The sequence below is a fragment of the Sphingobium sp. YR768 genome, assembly GCF_900111125.1.
In the GTDB taxonomy this organism is placed as follows: domain Bacteria; phylum Pseudomonadota; class Alphaproteobacteria; order Sphingomonadales; family Sphingomonadaceae; genus Sphingobium.
Genome location: NZ_FOGE01000002.1, coordinates 49114 through 66579, shown reverse-complemented (window position 1 = coordinate 66579; position 17466 = coordinate 49114). Strand labels below are relative to the sequence as shown.

The 17466-nt window shown below is 63.4% G+C and carries 17 protein-coding genes; 9 read left to right on the top strand and 8 right to left on the bottom strand.

The genetic code is table 11. The annotated features are described in order from the left end of the window. Nucleotides 1-34 precede the first annotated feature (34 nt). Both BMX92_RS02720 and era read left to right on the top strand, forming a co-directional pair. On the top strand, nt 35-322 hold the full coding sequence (locus BMX92_RS02720; protein WP_093011510.1) for a GIY-YIG nuclease family protein: 288 nt from the start codon (nt 35-37) through the stop codon (nt 320-322). Between the two features lie 36 nt (nt 323-358). Beyond that, nucleotides 359-1267, top strand: a complete 909-nt coding sequence (era, locus tag BMX92_RS02715) for a GTPase Era (RefSeq protein ID WP_093011507.1) — start codon at nt 359-361, stop codon at nt 1265-1267. A gap of 139 nt (nt 1268-1406) precedes the next feature. Here the strand turns inward: era and BMX92_RS02710 are convergent, their stop codons facing one another. Then, entirely contained in the window at nt 1407-2309 is a 903-nt protein-coding gene (locus BMX92_RS02710) for a hypothetical protein (protein ID WP_256213251.1), read from the bottom strand. 106 nt (nt 2310-2415) lie between these two features. Then, entirely contained in the window at nt 2416-5001 is a 2586-nt protein-coding gene (topA, locus tag BMX92_RS02705; RefSeq protein WP_093011504.1) for a type I DNA topoisomerase, read from the bottom strand. Nucleotides 5002-5134: 133 nt separating this feature from the next. Here topA and BMX92_RS02700 point away from each other — a divergent pair, with 133 nt between their 5' ends. Further along, a complete protein-coding gene (locus BMX92_RS02700) occupies nt 5135-6004 on the top strand; it encodes a DUF4253 domain-containing protein (protein ID WP_177184913.1) in 870 nt (289 codons plus the stop codon). Nucleotides 6005-6025: 21 nt separating this feature from the next. Here the strand turns inward: BMX92_RS02700 and dprA are convergent, their stop codons facing one another. From dprA to BMX92_RS02685, 3 genes are all read right to left on the bottom strand, one after another. Beyond that, nucleotides 6026-7108 carry a DNA-processing protein DprA gene (gene dprA, locus BMX92_RS02695; RefSeq protein WP_093011498.1) on the bottom strand — a complete coding sequence of 361 codons (1083 nt, stop codon included), beginning with the start codon at nt 7106-7108 and terminating at the stop codon, nt 6026-6028. Beyond that, nucleotides 7105-7716 carry a glycerol-3-phosphate 1-O-acyltransferase PlsY gene (plsY, locus tag BMX92_RS02690; protein WP_093011495.1) on the bottom strand — a complete coding sequence of 204 codons (612 nt, stop codon included), beginning with the start codon at nt 7714-7716 and terminating at the stop codon, nt 7105-7107. Before plsY ends, dprA begins: the two co-directional genes overlap by 4 nt. A 171-nt stretch (nt 7717-7887) precedes the next feature. Beyond that, nucleotides 7888-8430 carry a sugar O-acetyltransferase gene (locus tag BMX92_RS02685; RefSeq protein ID WP_177184912.1) on the bottom strand — a complete coding sequence of 181 codons (543 nt, stop codon included), beginning with the start codon at nt 8428-8430 and terminating at the stop codon, nt 7888-7890. 97 nt (nt 8431-8527) lie between these two features. On the opposite strand from BMX92_RS02685, the gene murI reads away from it, so the two are divergent. From murI to BMX92_RS02670, 3 genes are all read left to right on the top strand, one after another. Beyond that, complete coding sequence (gene murI, locus BMX92_RS02680) at nt 8528-9331, top strand: glutamate racemase (RefSeq protein WP_093011492.1); 804 nt, start codon at nt 8528-8530, stop codon at nt 9329-9331. 179 nt (nt 9332-9510) lie between these two features. Then, the gene (hemA, locus tag BMX92_RS02675) at nt 9511-10737 is read left to right on the top strand and encodes a 5-aminolevulinate synthase (protein WP_093011489.1); all 1227 of its coding nucleotides are present in this window, start codon (nt 9511-9513) and stop codon (nt 10735-10737) included. Between the two features lie 51 nt (nt 10738-10788). Continuing rightward, nucleotides 10789-11715, top strand: coding sequence for a carbon-nitrogen hydrolase family protein (locus BMX92_RS02670; RefSeq protein ID WP_093011486.1), 927 nt, complete (start codon nt 10789-10791; stop codon nt 11713-11715). Nucleotides 11716-11810: 95 nt separating this feature from the next. Here BMX92_RS02670 and BMX92_RS02665 read toward each other — a convergent pair whose 3' ends face one another. The 3 genes from BMX92_RS02665 to BMX92_RS02655 form a co-directional block, all read right to left on the bottom strand. Further along, nucleotides 11811-12113 carry a GIY-YIG nuclease family protein gene (locus tag BMX92_RS02665; protein WP_256213250.1) on the bottom strand — a complete coding sequence of 101 codons (303 nt, stop codon included), beginning with the start codon at nt 12111-12113 and terminating at the stop codon, nt 11811-11813. Between the two features lie 183 nt (nt 12114-12296). Next, the gene (locus tag BMX92_RS02660; RefSeq protein WP_371262270.1) at nt 12297-12938 is read right to left on the bottom strand and encodes a class I SAM-dependent methyltransferase; all 642 of its coding nucleotides are present in this window, start codon (nt 12936-12938) and stop codon (nt 12297-12299) included. Further along, nucleotides 12938-14167, bottom strand: a complete 1230-nt coding sequence (locus BMX92_RS02655; protein WP_093011477.1) for a DUF3419 family protein — start codon at nt 14165-14167, stop codon at nt 12938-12940. The genes BMX92_RS02660 and BMX92_RS02655 overlap by 1 nt, the downstream gene beginning before the upstream one ends. Nucleotides 14168-14297: 130 nt before the next feature. Between BMX92_RS02655 and BMX92_RS02650 the strand changes: the two genes are divergently transcribed. The 3 genes from BMX92_RS02650 (at nt 14298) to BMX92_RS02640 (ending at nt 17364) form a co-directional block, all read left to right on the top strand. Next, nucleotides 14298-15290, top strand: a complete 993-nt coding sequence (locus tag BMX92_RS02650; protein WP_093011474.1) for a ligase-associated DNA damage response exonuclease — start codon at nt 14298-14300, stop codon at nt 15288-15290. A gap of 115 nt (nt 15291-15405) precedes the next feature. Then, nucleotides 15406-16989, top strand: a complete 1584-nt coding sequence (locus tag BMX92_RS02645) for a cisplatin damage response ATP-dependent DNA ligase (protein WP_093011471.1) — start codon at nt 15406-15408, stop codon at nt 16987-16989. A gap of 27 nt (nt 16990-17016) precedes the next feature. Beyond that, the gene (locus BMX92_RS02640) at nt 17017-17364 is read left to right on the top strand and encodes a GFA family protein (protein ID WP_093011468.1); all 348 of its coding nucleotides are present in this window, start codon (nt 17017-17019) and stop codon (nt 17362-17364) included. Nucleotides 17365-17466: the final 102 nt, after the last annotated feature.

The window sequence follows — 17466 nt, the reverse complement described above, 5'->3', positions numbered from 1 at the left end:
CGAACGGTTTCTCTTGGGAGCTTATTGCTCTGATATGACATTCTGGGCCTACATGCTCCATTGCGCCGACCGCAGTTTCTACGTCGGTCACAGCGACAATCTGGAACAGCGGATTGCCCAGCATGAGAGCGGGGAAATCCCTGGCTACACCCAAACACGCCTTCCGATAAAACTGGTCTGGTCGCAAGCCTTCGGCACGCGTATGGAGGCGCTTGAGGCCGAGCGGCAGATCAAGGGCTGGAGCCGGGCCAAAAAGCTGGCTCTGATCCGGGAAGATTGGACATTGATCTCCAGCTTGGCGCGATCGAACAAAGAAAAGTAAAGCCCTTCGACAGGCTCAGGGCGAACGGAGTTATAGTTGACGGACAATCTTGAAAACCAGCGCTGCGGCGTCGTTGCGATCGTGGGCGCGCCCAATGCGGGCAAGTCGACGCTGGTGAACGCGCTGGTGGGGCAGAAGGTGGCGATCACCAGCCCCAAGGCGCAGACCACCCGGACCCGGGTGATGGGCGTCGCGATCGAGGGCGATGCGCAGATCGTGCTGGTCGACACGCCCGGCATCTTTGCGCCCAAGCGCCGGCTGGACCGTGCGATGGTGCAGGCCGCCTGGGGCGGCGCGCAGGGATCAGACCTGATCGCGCTGGTGGTCGACGGCAAGGCCGGTCTTGGTTCCAAGATGGAGCCGATCATCGAGGCTCTGGTCCATCGCCCGGAACGCAAATGGCTGATCCTCAACAAGGTCGATATTTCCATCAAGGAAAAGCTGCTGGTTCATACCCAGAGACTGTATGAGCGGGTCGGTTTTGAGGAGACTTTCTTCATCTCCGCGCAGACCGGCGACGGCCTTGCCGAACTGAAGACCGCCTTTGCCAACGCCATGCCCGAAGGGCCGTGGCATTTCCCCGAAGATCAGGTGTCCGACGCCACCGACCGGATGCTGGCGGCGGAAATCACCCGCGAACAACTCTATCACCAGTTGCACGCCGAACTCCCCTATGCCGCCGCGGTCGATACCGAGCAGTATAAGGAGCGCGACGACGGATCGGTGGAAATCCACCAGCAGATCCTGGTCGCGCGCCCGACCCAGCGCGCCATCGTGCTGGGCAAAGGTGGCCAGCGCCTGAAGGAAATCGGGTCGAAGGCCCGCGCCGAACTGGCCAGCATGCTGGGCGTCAAGGTCCACCTCTACCTGCACGTCAAGGTGAAGGAAGACTGGGAAGACGACCGCTTCATCTATCGCGACATCGGCCTCGACTGGGTGGACTAGAGTCTTCTGAATTCGGCTTGAACAGCCTATGGCTTACAGAAGCCGGCAATCAAGTAAAAATAGAGCCGTGAACGATACAATCTAATCATTTACGGCTCTGCAAACGCAGCCTGCCCTGGCTGTCGAGCTGCGCAGCCTGTCAATCGAGCGTGACGCCTGTCGCCTGTCTGATCCGTTCCTTTTGTAGTAATTGCATCTGCGCGGCCGCATCGGACGAAGTCGGGCCACCTTGCCGATTGATATCGGACAAGGCCCTGATCTGTTCATCCAAAGTTTGCAGCTTGCTCATCTTGTCATACTCGGCACGTTTTTCGACCGATTCCATGACGACCTGAAGCCCTGTGGTGAAAGAGCAGGCCTGATGATAGGCGTTCACGTCCCGGATCATCGCATCGACTGGATAACCGCCATTATCCTTCGTCAGATTTGGCGTAATGACGCCATATAGGCGAACCCGCTCCGTATCGATCGCCTTAGTCACCGTCTGGATGATCTGATTGCGATAGACATGGGTGTTAATATGGTCGCGACTTCCACTGGTTAGCGCTGCACCGCCCGCCAAGATGGATTTGGCGAGATCTCCGGTAACAATGGCCGCGGCCGTCGATAGGCCGGTCGTCGCGATGCTCAGCGTGCCGTTGGCCTGTGCCTGTCGCACCAGCATCAGCGCCTTTTCCGACGTGCATACATCGTCCGCCTGCTTCAACAGAATAGCGGCAAGGCGATTGCGCTTCTGCCCTGTAGCGTCGGCAACGGCCCGCCCGTAGGCCGTCTTATCCGCAGTGACGGAACTGTTCCCAGCGCCCGCCGCTCGATCTTCCGGGAATTGGAAGCATCCCAGATCGACCGCCCCAGGCCGCGAGTCCGCGACCTCCCTGCCCCCCAATGTCGCATTCAGAGGTTGTCGCGCGGTCAGACATTGCCCACCGGGATACACCGCCATTGTCACAGGCTCGACGCGCGCCGCCCCCATACGCGCGCAACCTGACAGCGCCAAAGGCGCCAAGGTCAGGATCAAAAAACGAATATTCTGAACCACCACGCCAAATCCCCCCATTTGCAACGCAAAGAGGAATATAACCTATGACTTTATCTTTCCTAGTCAAAGTTCAGTTCAAAATTGCCCTAACGGCAATTGTCATTGCCTGTCAGTCCGCCGCCTCAGCCTTTTTCTTTGTCGGGGCTTTCCTTGCGACCGGCTTCTTCTCGCCCGCTTCCTTCTTTGCCGCCGGCTTCTTAGCTGCGGCCTTCTTGGCAGGCGCCTTCTTGCCCTTCTTCGCCGGGGCGGCCGCTGCGCGGGCGTCGATCAGTTGCGCGGCTTCCTCCAGCGTCAACTGGTCCTTGTCCACCGTCTTTGGCAGCGTCGCATTGGTCGTGCCGTCGGTGACATAGGCGCCGTAACGGCCCTCCATCAGCTTGATCTCGGCCTCGGTGCGCGGATGGGCGCCCAATATCTTCAGCGGCTCGCGGCCACCGCTCGACCGGCCACCCCGGTTCGCGGCTTCCGCCAGCTTGACCACGGCGCTGTTCATGCCGACCTCGAAAATCTCGGCCGTGTTCGCCAAGCGGCCATATTTGCCGTCATGCAGCAGATAGGGACCAAAACGGCCGATATTCGCCACGATCGGCTTGCCCGTTTCCGGGTGCAGGCCGACTTCGCGCGGCAGGCTGAGCAGCTTTACCGCCCAGTCCAGCGTCATTTCGCCATCGGGCAGATCCTTGGGGATCGATCCACGCTTGGCCTCCTTGCCCTCGCCCATTTCGATATAGGGACCGAAACGGCCGGATTTCTTGACGATATCCTGCCCGGTTTCGGGATGCTGGCCAAGGATTTCCGGCCCGGTATCCTCGCCATCCTTGCCGCCCGGCTGGCCGAATTTGCGGGTATATTTGCACTCGGGATAGTTGGAGCAGGCGATGAACGCGCCGAACCGACCGCCACGCAGCGACAATTGCCCATCGCCGCACATCGGGCAGGCGCGCGGATTGCTGCCATCCGCCTTGGGCGGGAACAGCATCGGTTCGAGAAACTTGTCCAGTTCGGCCGTGATGTCCGACGGCTTCTGTTCCATGACCTCGGCGGTCTTGGGCTTGAAGTCCTTCCAGAAAGCTTCCAGCACGGCCTGCCACTGGGCGCGGCCGCCGCTGATATCGTCCAGCTCGTCTTCCAGACCTGCGGTGAAGTCATAGGAGACATAGCGTTCGAAGAAGCGTTCGAGGAATGCCGTCACCAGCCGCCCGCTCTCCTCGGCGAAGAAGCGGTTCTTCTCGATCCGCACATAGTCGCGGTCCTTGAGCACCTGAAGCGTGGAGGCGTAGGTGGACGGACGCCCGATCCCCAGTTCCTCAAGGCGCTTGACCAGCGACGCTTCGGAATAGCGCGGCGGCGGCTGGGTGAAATGCTGCTCGGCGCTCACCTTCTTCTTGGCCGGGGCATCGCCCTCGCTCATGCGCGGCAGGATCTTCGAATCATCGTCGTCGCTATCGTCGCGACCTTCCTCGTACAGGGCGAGGAAGCCGGGGAAGATGACCACCTGACCGGTGGCGCGCAGCGTATGGCTGCCGCTGCCATCTACCAGGTCGATCGTCGTGCGCTCCAGCCGGGCCGAGGCCATCTGGCTCGCCAGCGCGCGCTTGAAGATCAGGTCATAGAGGCGCGCATGATCGCCGCTGCCCACCTTGTCGCGACCGAATTCGGTCGGACGGATGGCTTCATGCGCTTCCTGCGCATTCTTCGCCTTGGTCTGATATTGGCGCGGCTTTTCGGGCAGATAGCCGCCGTCATAGCGCTCCGCGATCGCCTTGCGCGCGGCGGAAATGGCGCTGCCGTCCATCTGCACGCCGTCGGTACGCATATAGGTGATCGCGCCGTCCTCGTAGAGCTGCTGCGCGATCCGCATCGTGTGGCTGGCGGAAAAGCCCAGCTTGCGCGCGGCTTCCTGCTGCAACGTCGAGGTCGTGAACGGCGCGGGAGGATTGCGGCTGAGCGGCTTCGTCTCGACCTTGTCGACGGTGAAGCGCCCGGCCTCCACATCGGCCTTGGCCGCCATGGCGTCGCCTTCCTTGCCGATGGTCAGGCGATCGATCTTCTCGCCCTTCCAGCGGACGAGGCGCGCGGTAAAGCCCTGCCCACCCTGCTCCATCTCGGCCGCGACCGACCAATATTCCTGCGGGGTGAAGCTTTCGATCTCCCGCTCGCGCTCCACCACCAGACGCAGCGCGACCGACTGCACGCGGCCCGCCGACTTGGCGCCCGGCAGCTTGCGCCACAGCACCGGCGACAAAGTGAAGCCCACCAGATAGTCGAGCGCCCGGCGCGCGCGATAGGCGTCGATCAGATCCTCGTCCAGCGCGCGCGGCTTGGCCATCGCGTCCAGCACTGCCGCCTTGGTGATGGCGTTGAACGTCACCCGCTCGACCGTCTGCGGCAGCGCCTTCTTCGCGCGCAGCACTTCCTGCACATGCCAGCTGATCGCCTCCCCTTCGCGATCAGGGTCAGTCGCCAGGATCAATCGCGTCGCCTTCTTGGACGCATCGGCAATGGCTTTTAGTTGCTTGCCCTTGTCGCCATAATTTTCCCACGACATGGCAAAGCCGTCGTCCGGGTCCACCGATCCGTCCTTGGCCGGCAGGTCGCGGATATGGCCATAGCTGGCGAGGACGTGGAAATCGCCGCCCAGATATTTCTCGATGGTCTTCGCCTTGGCCGGCGATTCTACGATGACAAGTTGCATGTGCGTCCAGTAGTTGCTTACGCGTGTGCGTGTAAGGTGGGGAGCAAAGACCCGATGCGTCAAGCCAGTCTGACAAATGGCTTCAATGACGAATCGCTTCCCCCCGACAAACTCGTTCCTAGCGGAGCAGCGAATGATGCGGCGGAATTTTTTGGCCATGTTGATGGCAGCGGTAACGACCTTCCTGAATGGAAGCAGGCAAAATGCGCGCGCCGCTTCGAATGATGGCAATATCAGTCCTGTTGATGCTGCATCCGCTATGCAGCAGAGGATGCGCGCAGCCCTGCCCTACCGATATGTTACGGTGGCTGGAGAAGAAGCGCTCACAGAGTGGACACGCCTTCGGAATTCAGGCGAAGGCTGGCCCGTCGTTATCGGCGACGATGAAGCGCTCGACCGTATCGCCGAACAGTTTAGTCTGGAAGACAGTGCGGTCTTCGCGCAACCTGCCAACGCTTCAGTAAGCTCGCCGCCTACACCTGCTGAAATAATCGCCGCTTCAAGCGTCGTCAAAACACCAGAAATATTCGAGCAGCTTTGGCGTGATGGATATGGTAGCGATCCTGAAGACGACGGGATGCCAGACGAGGGGGCATGGCCAAGTTCAACGGCCGATGTGCAACCGGGCTTCACCATCGCCAGCGACATATTAACCGGCAGGCCGTTAACGCACGTTCACATCCTGATCATACCCACACTGAATTCCTATGAAGTGCCAGCCTATCTGCGGTGGGGCAACTGGAACGCCTGTCCGTCACCCGAAATCCATGTGGCTGCCATGCGATACTGGCATGATCGTTATGGCGCAGAACTGATCGGTATCAACGGCGATACGATAAACATGCGAGTTGCCAGACGTCCGAAGACGCGGGAGGAAGCACTAAACCTTGCTCGCCACCAGTTCTTCTACTGCGCGGACATCGTCTATCAAGGCACGGACACCTTGGCTCCGTTGGCGGCCGGACTCATGGAGTCAGATTGGTGGTTCTTCTGGTGGGATTGATCACAGCCGGGGCATAATCGTTTACCGCAAACTCACCCGTCCCCCAGCCTGCCGTTCCAGTCCGCCCGCCAATTCCAATTCCAGCAATATCGTCTGCACCACCGCCGGCGACAACCCCGACTGGCGAATGACTTCATCCACTGCGACCGCCACTGGCCCCAGCAGCGCGATCACCGCCGTCCGCTCCCCTTCCGCCACATCGCTCGACACCGGCGCGCCGATGAAGTCGAAGCTGCCCTGTCGCACCATCCGGGGATCGAAACCGCCGATCGCCTCCATGATGTCCGCGCCATTCTGGATCAGGATCGCGCCCTCGCGGATCAGGCTGTTGCAGCCCTGCGCACGCGGATCGAGCGGCGATCCCGGCACGGCCATGACCTCGCGCCCCGCTTCGCCGGCCAGTCGGGCGGTGATCAGCGATCCGGATTTGGGTGCGGCCTCCACCACCACCGTTCCCAGCGCCAGCCCGGCGATGATCCGGTTGCGCGCGGGGAAATGGCGGGCGAGCGGCTGGACGCCGGGCGGATGTTCCGTCACCAGCAGGCCGCGCTCCGCCACCTGCGCCTGCAAATCCCGGTTCTCCGGTGGGAAGGCGATGTCGATGCCGCTGGCGATCACGCCAATCGTGCCGCTGTCGATCGATCCGCGATGCGCCTCCGTATCGATGCCGCGCGCAAGGCCCGATACGACCACCGCGCCGCGCTGCCCCAGATCCTGCGCCAGGCTGCGCGCGAACCGGCATGCGGCGGCCGAGGCGTTGCGCGCGCCAACCATGGCGACACAGGGCTTCGCGGCCAGCGTCACATCCCCCCGCACGATCAGCGCGGGCGGCGCGCCCTCCATCTGGTCGAGCAGCACCGGATAATCAGCGTCGCCCATCAGCAGGTAGCGCGCACCCAGCGCCCGCGTTGCTGCAATCTCCCGCTCTACGGCGCCCGCATCGGCGACGCTGGCCCTGCCCCCGCCCCGCGCGGCGAGATCGGGAATGGCGCGCAGCGCTTCGCCTGCGGAACCGAAGCGCGCGAGCAATTGCCGATAGCTGACCGGACCAATCCGGGGGGAGCGGATGAGCCGCAGCCTCTCGAACCGGTCCCGCTCGCTCATTCCGGAGATGCGTCCTTGGACCTGCCGATTTTCGGCTCCTCGCCCTTCAGCAATCGGGTGATATTGGCGCGATGACGCCATAGCACGATCAGGGCGAGCGCCAGCGCCACCGGCACCAGATCAAGCCGACCGAACGCCCACATGGCCACCGGCGCACTGACCGCCGCCGCCATGCCGCCGACCGACGACCATTTGGTCCCGAACAGCGCCGCCAGCCATACTGCGGCGAAGATGCAGCCCGCCGGCCAGAACATCGCCGTCACCACGCCCATCATCGTCGCCACGCCCTTGCCCCCGGCAAAGCGCAGCCAGACGGGATAGCAATGGCCGATAAAGGCCATCGCGCCGGCCATCGGCCCGCCGCCATCGATCAGCCATGCGCCGATCAGCACCGCCGCCGCGCCCTTCAGCAGATCGAGCAGCAATGTCGCCGCCGCCAGCCCCTTGCGCCCGGTGCGCAGCACATTGGTCGCGCCGATATTGCCCGACCCGATCTGCCGCAGGTCGCCCGCACCGGTAAAGCGCGTCAGCAACAGGCCAAAGGGGATGGAGCCGAGCAGATAGCCCAGTAGCAGAACGAAAGCGGGAAGAAGCCAGGGAGGTGTCATGAAAATCGCCAGTTGAAGCGTTTTCGAAGCAGGTGGAACAGCTGCTGACTCGGAAAACGCGGTAGATCAAAAGACCAGAGCAGAAGAGCCGATGCAATGGGCTCTTCTGCTCTAAATGTTGCGCGCGCCCATATAGTGACAGGCGCGCGGGGCAATGGGGTTAGAATGCTCTTAACGCACCCGCGCAGGATTGCCGACAACAGTGGCGCCCGCCGGCACATCGCGCGTCACCACGCTGCCAGCCCCGATCAATGCATCGTCACCAATCGTCACGCCCGGCAGGATGATGGCCCCGCCACCGATCCAGACATTGCGGCCGATGCGGATCGGCCTGCCCCATTCGATGCCGGTCGCGCGCTCGGCCGGATCGCGCGGATGGTCGGCGGTCAATATCTGTACGCCAGTGCCGATCTGCGTTCCGTCCCCGATCGACACTTCCACAACGTCCAGAATGACGCAGTTGAAGTTCAGGAACACGCCATCGCCCAAAAATATGTTGAAACCATAATCGCAATGGAAGGGCGGCCGGATGGTCGATCCCGCTCCCAAAGCGCCGAGCCTTTCGCGCAGCAAGGCCTCCCGTTCCGGCGGCAGGGTGGCGTTGAAACGGCGCATCCATTCCGCCGCCGCCAGTTGATCGGCGATGATTTCGGGATCATTGGCATGATAGGGTTCGCCCGCGATCATCTTCTGCTTCATGCTGCGGTCGGTCATCCTCATCTCCTTCTTGACCCGGCGAGGTGACAGCGGGAGGCGCGCTTTGCAAGCGCGGCCGTTGACACCTCCGCCCCATGCCGCGACACAGGCGCGCATGACGGTCGCACCAGACGCTCCCATCCTTTTCTTCGATTCCGGCGTAGGGGGCTTGTCCATCCTCGCCCCGGCGCGGGCGGCTCTGCCCACGGCGCGCATCGTCTATGCCGCCGACAGCGCCGGTTTCCCCTATGGCACCAAGAGCGAGGGGGAGATCGCCGCGCGCGTGCCTGCGTTGCTCGGTCGGCTGGTGGAGCGCTATCGCCCGCGTCTGGCCGTCATCGCCTGCAACACCGCCTCCACCATCGCGCTCCAGCATGTCCGCGCGGCGCTCGACATTCCGGTGGTCGGCACCGTGCCCGCGATCAAGCCCGCCGCGTTGCTCTCCAAAAGCCGCGTCTTCGGCGTGCTGGGGACGGATGCCACCGTGCGCCAGCCCTATGTCGACCGGTTGGCGGCGGAACATGGCGCGGACTGCACCGTATTGCGGCACGGCTCCGCCGCGCTGGTCCAGCTTGCCGAAGCGAAGCTGCGCGGCGAAACGCTCGACCCGGCGATCGCCCGCGATGCGCTGGCCGGCCTGATCGACCAGCCGGGTGGCGACCGGATGGACATGGTCGTCCTGGCCTGCACCCATTTTCCGCTGGTGGAGCAGGAGCTTGCCGCCGCCGCGCCGCATGCCATCGGCTTCGTCCATGGCGGCGAAGGCATTGCCCGGCGCATCCTCCATCTGACGCAGGGCCAGCTCTGGCCCGATGCGCCAGCACCCGGCGCCGCCGTCTTCACTCGCGTTGACGAGAAGGTGGAAGCGCTTCACCCTGCGCTCGCGACCTATGGGCTGGATCGGATCGAAACGCTTTGAATGGCATGGGCCATTTGTCCAATGGCCAATCCTTTCTATCAGTCTGATAGGTATTTCTCCCTAAAGTTGCGAGCGGTTATCGCTGGTAATGACGGGGCCGCGCAGGTAAATGCCGCCTTGGGCAAGAGGATGGCGCAGCGAAGAAAATCAGCGCGCGAGGAAACGGGAAGACAGGCGTAGTGAACTACAAACATATCTTTTCGCAGGCGATCGACCGGCTCCACAGCGAAGGTCGCTATCGTGTTTTCATCGACATCCTGCGCAACAAGGGTGCGTTCCCCAACGCGCGCTGTTTCCACGGCCATAACGGGCCCAAGCCGATCACCGTCTGGTGCTCCAACGACTATCTCGCCATGGGCCAGCATCCCAAGGTCGTCGCCGCCATGGAGGAAGCGCTCCATGATGTCGGCGCCGGATCGGGCGGCACCCGCAACATTGGCGGCAACACTCATTATCATGTCGATCTGGAAGGCGAACTGGCCGACCTGCACGGCAAGGAAGGCGCTTTGCTCTTCACCTCGGGCTATGTCTCGAACGAAGCGACGCTCTCGACCCTCGCCAAGCTGCTGCCGGGCTGCATCATCTTTTCCGACGAGCTGAACCATGCTTCGATGATCGCGGGCATCCGCAATTCGGGCTGCGAAAAGCGCGTCTTCCGCCATAATGACGTCGACCATCTGCGCGAACTGCTGGCCGCCGAAGACCCCGAAGCGCCCAAACTGATCGCGTTCGAAAGCGTCTATTCGATGGACGGCGACATCGCGCCGATCGCGGACATCTGCGATCTGGCGGACGAGTTCAACGCCCTCACCTATCTGGACGAAGTCCATGCGGTGGGCATGTACGGCGCGCGCGGCGGCGGGATTTCCGAACGGGACGATGTCGCCGGTCGCCTGACCATCATCGAAGGCACGCTGGGCAAGGCATTCGGCGTGATGGGCGGCTATATCGCGGCCGATCAGATGATCATCGACGTGATCCGCAGCTATGCGCCCGGCTTCATCTTCACCACGTCGCTGTCACCCGTGCTGGTCGCCGGCGTGCTGGCGAGCGTGCGCCACCTCAAGGGATCGAGCGAGGAACGCGAAGGCCAGCAGGCGTCGGCCGCGCTCCTGAAGCACCTGATGGCCGAAGCCGGCCTGCCGGTCATGCCGTCGGTCACGCATATCGTGCCGCTGATGGTCGGCGATCCTGTCAAGGCCAAGCGGATCAGCGATATCCTGCTCGCCGAATATGGCGCCTATGTGCAGCCGATCAATTATCCCACCGTCCCGCGTGGCACCGAGCGGCTGCGCTTCACCCCCGGCCCGGCGCATACCGAAGCGATGATGCGCGATCTGGTGTCGGCGCTGGTGGAAATCTGGGACCGGCTGGAACTGGAACTGCTGGAGCGGCAGGCGGCCTGAACGGGCCAACTGGCCCTTCCGCCTGACCGTCAGGATGGTTAGGGCGTCGGCATGAGCAAGATCCTTGTTGGCGCCCTGCAAATCGGGTCCGATTATGCGGGCAAGGCGGCTACGTTAGATAATATACTCGCTTTCGAGGATCGCATCGCATCCTCCGGCGCTACGTTGATCGTCATGCCGGAAGCCTTGCTGGGCGGCTATCCCAAGGGCGAGGATTTCGGCACGCGGCTGGGCTATCGTCTTCCCGCGGGGCGCGATGCCTTCGCCCGCTATCATGACAATGCGGTCGATCTGGACGGTCCGGAACTGGCGGAACTTGCGGCGCTCTCCACTCGCACCGGCGCGACATTGGTGCTGGGCGTCATCGAACGTGCCGGGGCATCTCTCTTTTGCACGGCGCTGTTCATCGAGCCGGAACGCGGCATCGTCGCCAAGCATCGCAAGCTGATGCCGACCGGGACCGAGCGGTTGATCTGGGCGCAGGGTGACGGATCGACCATGCCGGTGGTCGACAGCCAGGCCGGCAGGCTGGGCGCCGCCATCTGCTGGGAAAATCACATGCCGCTGTTCCGAGCCGCCATGTATGCCAAGGGCGTGGACATCTGGTGTGCGCCCACGGTGGACGAACGCGACGTCTGGCGCAGTTCGATGCGCCATATCGCCCATGAAGGCCGCTGCTTCGTGATCAGCGCCTGTCAGGTCCAGCCTTCGCCCGCCGATCTGGGGACGACGGTGCCCGACTGGGAGGATGCCCGCCCCCTGATCGGCGGCGGCAGCATGATCGTGGGGCCGCTCGGCGATGTGCTCGCCGGACCGCTGGAGCGAGAGACGGGCTTGCTGACGGCGGAGATCGATACGAGCGACATCATCCGGGCGCGCTACGATCTGGACGTCGTCGGCCATTATGCCCGCCCGGACATTTTCAGCCTGCATGTCGACGAACGGCCGCGTCCGGGCACGGTGTTTAGCGGGGATTGAGGGGCCTAACGATCGGAAGGCGGCTTGCCCGATGCAGGGAAGAACCCACATCCGTTCGTCCTGAGCCTGTCGAAGGACGCGCGACAACGCCAGCCTCATCCCCCTTGCCTGCTACGCGCGAGCAATTTCAACCGCTCCCAATCACCATCGATCAGGGCCTGTTTCTTGGCCCGGCTCCACCCCTTGATCCGGCGCTCGGCGGCCAGCGCCTCTTCCCGCGTGACGAAATTATCCGTCCAGACCAAGACCACCGGCCTGCGCACGGCTGTATATCCACCGATCAAGCCTTGCTGATGCTGGGCGATACGGATTTCCAGATCCTCCGCATGACCCGCGTAGAAAGACCCATCGCTGCACCGGAGGAGATATGCATGGAAAGCCATATCCCGTTTTACCATCAGCGCGCGTCCTTCGACAGGCTCAGGACGAACGGAGGTGGGTTATTTGCACGCGACGGATCGGCCGTTATATTCGTTCCGCCCTAAGCCAAGCCGGCGGATCCGACTTGGCAAGGGGATAAGCCAGGGCCTTGAAAGAGGCAGAAGCGTTTTCGCCGCTGTCCTGGCACCAGCCATAGATCATCAAACCCGGATCAACCCGCCCCGCACCGCATAGCCGCGATAGAGCGTGCGGCTATGCGGGAAGCCGCCCATATCCTGCGCCAGCCGTTCGATCGCTCCGCTCAGTTCGCGCCGAGGCGACACGTGGAACTGGCCCAGCCAGCCGAACAGCGCGCGTTTCCACAGCGTCGGCAATTGCTCCTGCTGGCCGAAGTCGACAATCTCCAGCCGGCCGCCCGGCGCGACGCAGCGGGCCGCCTGATGCAACGCCATTTCCCATTCCGGGATCATCGACAACGCATAGCTGATGAACACCCGTTCGAACTTCTCCCGCCCGAACAGCGCCGCCGCGTCGAAGCCGCAGGCGTCCCCCTGCGCCAGCGTCACCCGATCGCCCATGCCTGCTTTCGTCACGCAGGCGCGCGCCGTCTCCAGCATCGCCTCGCTGATGTCGACGCCATAGAGGCGTGCCTTTGGCCAGGCCTTGCCCACTGCGATCAGGTTGCGCCCGGTGCCGCAGCCAATCTCCAGCACCGCGCCGCCCTTCGGCACGTCCAGATCCGCGATCAGCCCGTCGCGCCCCAGCAGATAATATTTGCGGGTGAGGTCATAGATATGGCGCTGATAGCGATAGACGCCATCCATCATCTGGCGATGGCTCATCAGGCGCCCTTCAGCACATAGAGATGGACGCCGCCATAAATGGCCGATCGGTCGCGCGCGGTATAATCCAGCGATGCCTCGGCCTGATAGTTCCAGCGATCCAGCACGGCATCGGCCACCCGCCCCGGCAGGATGCTCGGCTCCCCGGCGGTACGGAACAGCACCCGCGCGCCGGGCTTTGCCGTCCGCGTGATCTGCGCCCAGAGTGCGTTCAACTGATCGTCATCCATCCAGTCCTGCGCATCCAGCAGGATATAGCGGTCGCAGGACGCCATCTTCTGGCTGGCGAGGAAGTCGGTGAAATTGATGTGCCGCACATCCACCCGCTCGGCCCGCGCGCGCACAGCCTGATGGTTCGCCGCTTGCAGATAGGGCGGCAAAGGTCCCTCGGCCTCTCCGTTTTTGGCTGCATAACCACGCCCGAACGCCTGCATCGCGAAATAATTGTCCTTAAGGTCGAAGTCGCAGGCCAGTTTCTTCAGCCGCGCCTTCAGCACATTATCCATGCGGTCGTCCCCAGCCAGCGCCTCGAACTGGGCGGGCGGAATGCCTAGGCCAAAGAGCGAGGCCGGCTGGCTGGTCAGCCAGCGGACGAAGCCCTTGTCGAAGATCGGCGCCAGTTCCCGCTCGAAGATTTCGCGCTGTTCCTCGCGGCTCTGCGCATCCAGCATCCGCTTGGGGTTGATGCCATGCAGTCGCGCCAGCAGATGCGCCGCGCCGATGAAGCGGCCGAGCAGGCCATGCTTATAGATGCCCCGCGCGAAACCGCCGATCCGGCGGCGGCCGATCAGGTCGCGCCCTTCCCAGTAACGCCGCGTCGCCTCGTCCAGATGCGGGGCGACATGGTTGCGATAGGCGGCGATATTCGCCTTGTCGTCGGCGCGGGCGAAGAAGCGGTGGAAAGCCGCATGATCGGGCAAGGTTTGCGCCGCCGTGCGCTTCAGCTTGTTGAGCGCGATATGCGCGGTGTTGAGGTCGACCGCCGTGATCTTCGCCGGATCGGCGGTCAGATAGGACAGGACATTGCAACCGCCCGACGCGATCGTCACCACATGGCAATCCGGCGTGATCGCCAGCGCCTCCATATCCACCGCCGGGTCTTCCCATATCTGGGCATAGACCAGCCCCCGGAACGCGAAGGTAAAGGCGCGCTCCAGCAGGCCTTGTTTGGACAGATGGCGATGACGATGCACCGCATTGGTGATTTTCATATGGGCTGCTGCGGTCATGGGCGCACTCCTCGCTGCCGGGTCGTTGGCGCGCCGATAGGGCAATGGCATGTCACCGCCATGACCGGGCGATGACGGGGCGATGACTCCCCTTGCGGAACCGCGACCGCCTCTCCCATCTTCTGCACCTATGGCCCATTGGATCGAACCGCACCCCACCGGCATCTATGTCCGCCCCGCCGATGCGTGGATCGACCCGTCGCTGCCGCAGGAGCGCGCGCTGGTGACGCATGGCCATGCCGATCATGCGCGTGGCGGCCATGGCCATGTGTGGGCCACGCGGGAGACGCTGGCGATCATGGGCCTGCGCTATGGCACGGCCAGCGGTACGGCGGTCGGCTATGGGGAGGAAATCAGGCTGGGCGGGGTCACGATCCGCTATGTCCCCGCCGGCCATGTTTTGGGATCGGCGCAGATCGTTCTGGAGCATGCTGACGAGCGGGTCGTCGTGACGGGCGATTACAAGCGTCGGTCCGATCCGACCTGCCTGCCGTTCGAACCGGTGCCGTGCGATATCTTCGTGACGGAGGCGACGTTCGGCCTGCCGGTCTTCCGCCACCCCGATACCCGCAGCGAAATGGATCGCCTTCTGACCGCGCTGCACGCCAATCCCGATCGCTGTATTTTGGTGGGCGCCTATGCGCTGGGCAAGGCGCAGCGGGTGATCTGCGAATTGCGGGCGCGGGGGCATCAGGCGCCCATCTATATCCATGGCGCGCTGGAACGCATGTGCGCCCTCTATCAGGATTTCGGCATCGACATGGGCGAGTTGCGCCCCGCGACCGGTGTGGCGGCAAAGGAGATGCGGGGCCATATCGTCGTCTCGCCGCCCTCTGCGCTCAACGACCGCTGGAGCCGCCGTCTGCCCGATCCGATCACCGCGATGGCGTCCGGCTGGATGCGGGTGCGGCAACGCGCGCGGCAGAAGAATGTGGAACTGCCGCTGGTGATATCCGACCATGCCGACTGGGACGAACTGACCGACACCATCCGGGAGGTCGCGCCCAACGAAACATGGATCACCCATGGGCGGGAGGAGGCCCTGCTCCACTGGTGCATGACCCACCAGATCCGCGCCCGCGCGCTGGCGCTGGTGGGGCGTGAAGAGGAGGATGAGGGGTGATGCACTTTATTGTCCACGCACTCCGTGCTCCTGCGAAGGCAGGAGCCCAGGGCGACAAACGCAGCGTCCGGAACTCTGGGCTCCTGCCTTCGCAGGAGCACGGTGGGGGCGGATCATGAGGCAATTCTCCCAACTGCTCGACGGCCTGGTCTACACTCGCTCGCGCAACGGCAAGCTGGCGCTGATCGCTGCCTATATGCGCGAAGCGCCCGATCCGGATCGCGGCTGGGCGCTCGCAGCCTTGACCGGCAATCTCGACCTCAAGGCCGTCAAAGCCTCCGCCATCGGCGAGATGATCCGCGCTCGCACCGATCCTATCCTCTATGAAATGAGCCGCGACTATGTCGGCGACCTTGCCGAAACCGTCGCGCTGCTCTGGCCCAAGCCCGAAGAACAGCCCGCCGAACTGGACGACGGCTCGCTCAGCCTCTCCGCCGTTATCGACCGGCTTCACAATGTCAGCCGCGCCGCCGCGCCTGATGCACTGGCGCAGATGATGGACCATCTCGACGCCTCGGGCCGCTTTGCCCTGCTGAAGCTCGCCACCGGCGGCCTGCGCGTCGGCATTTCCGCCCGGCTCGCCAAGACCGGCTTCGCGCAGGCCTTCGGCCTCGATGTCGACGACGTGGAGCAGGTCTGGCACGCGCTCGCCCCGCCTTACGCTGCCCTGTTCGACTGGGCGGAGGGCCGCAGCGCCCGCCCCGATCCCGAAGGCACACCCTATTTCCGCCCCTTCATGCTCGCCCATCCGCTGGAGTCGGACAGCGTCGACCTCACCGATTATGCCGCAGAATGGAAATGGGACGGCATCCGCATCCAGATCGTCGGCACGGGCAAGGAAACCCGCCTCTACAGCCGCGCGGGCGATGACATATCGGGCAGCTTCCCCGAAATCGCGCAGGCCTTCACCGGCCATGCCGTTCTGGACGGCGAACTGCTGGTGAAGGGCGATGCGCAAGGGGGAGAGGCCGCCAGCTTCAACGCCCTGCAACAGCGTCTCGGCCGCAAGGCCGTCAGCGCGAAGATGATGGCCGACTATCCCGCCTTCGTCCGCCTCTACGATCTGCTGATCGAGGGCGACGAAGACCTGCGCGCCCTCCCTTGGGAGCAGCGCCGCATCCGGCTGGAAGCCTATATGACACAGCTATCACCCGATCGCTTCGACCTGTCAGCCCTGATCGACGCCCCCGATTTCGAGACACTGGCCGACATCCGCGCCGGCGCCCGCGACGCCGCGATCGAGGGGGTGATGCTGAAGCGCCGCGACAGCCCCTATGTCGCCGGGCGCAAGGCCGCGCTCTGGTATAAATGGAAACGCGATCCGCTGACCGCCGATTGCATCATGATGTACGCTCAGCGCGGCCATGGCAAACGCTCCTCCTTCTATTCGGACTATACGTTTGGCTGCTGGACGGAGGATGGCGAACTGCTGCCGGTGGGCAAGGCCTATAGCGGCTTTACCGACGAAGAGTTAAAATGGCTCGACCGCTTCGTCCGCCAGAACACGGTCGCCCGTTTCGGCCCGGTGCGCGAGGTCGAAAAGACGCTGGTGCTGGAAGTCGCCTTCGACAGCATCCACGACAGCAAGCGCCACAAATCCGCCCTCGCCATGCGCTTCCCAAGGATCGCCCGCATTCGCAAGGACAAGCCCGCGGCGGAAGCCGACACGGTCGAGGGATTGAAGCGGCTGGTGAGTTGATCCATAAGGATCAAAAGGAGAACGAACATGGCCTATGAAGGAAGCTGCCATTGCGGCGCGGTGACATTCAGCGTCGCCGCCGACGCGCCGACTGAAGGCATGGCCTGCAACTGCTCCCATTGCAGCCGCAAGGGCTTCGTCCTGACCTTCGTCCCCGTGGACCAGTTCGCGCTGGACAGCGGCGCGGATCAACTCACCGACTATCTCTTCTACAAGCACAATATCACGCATCAATTCTGCAAGACCTGCGGGACGGAGCCTTTCGCGCTCGGCAAGTCGCCGCAGGGCGAGATGCGCGCGATCAACCTGCGCTGCGTGCCCTCGGTCGATATCGATACGCTGGCCATCACGAAGGTCGACGGGGCCAGCTTCTGAGCCTGATCGTTGGAAGCAGAAGCGCATTGCGCTTCTGCTGAAAGCGTGAATCAGGCTCAGCAACAGAGACAACTCTGACTTTGCGCTGTCACGAGACGTCCC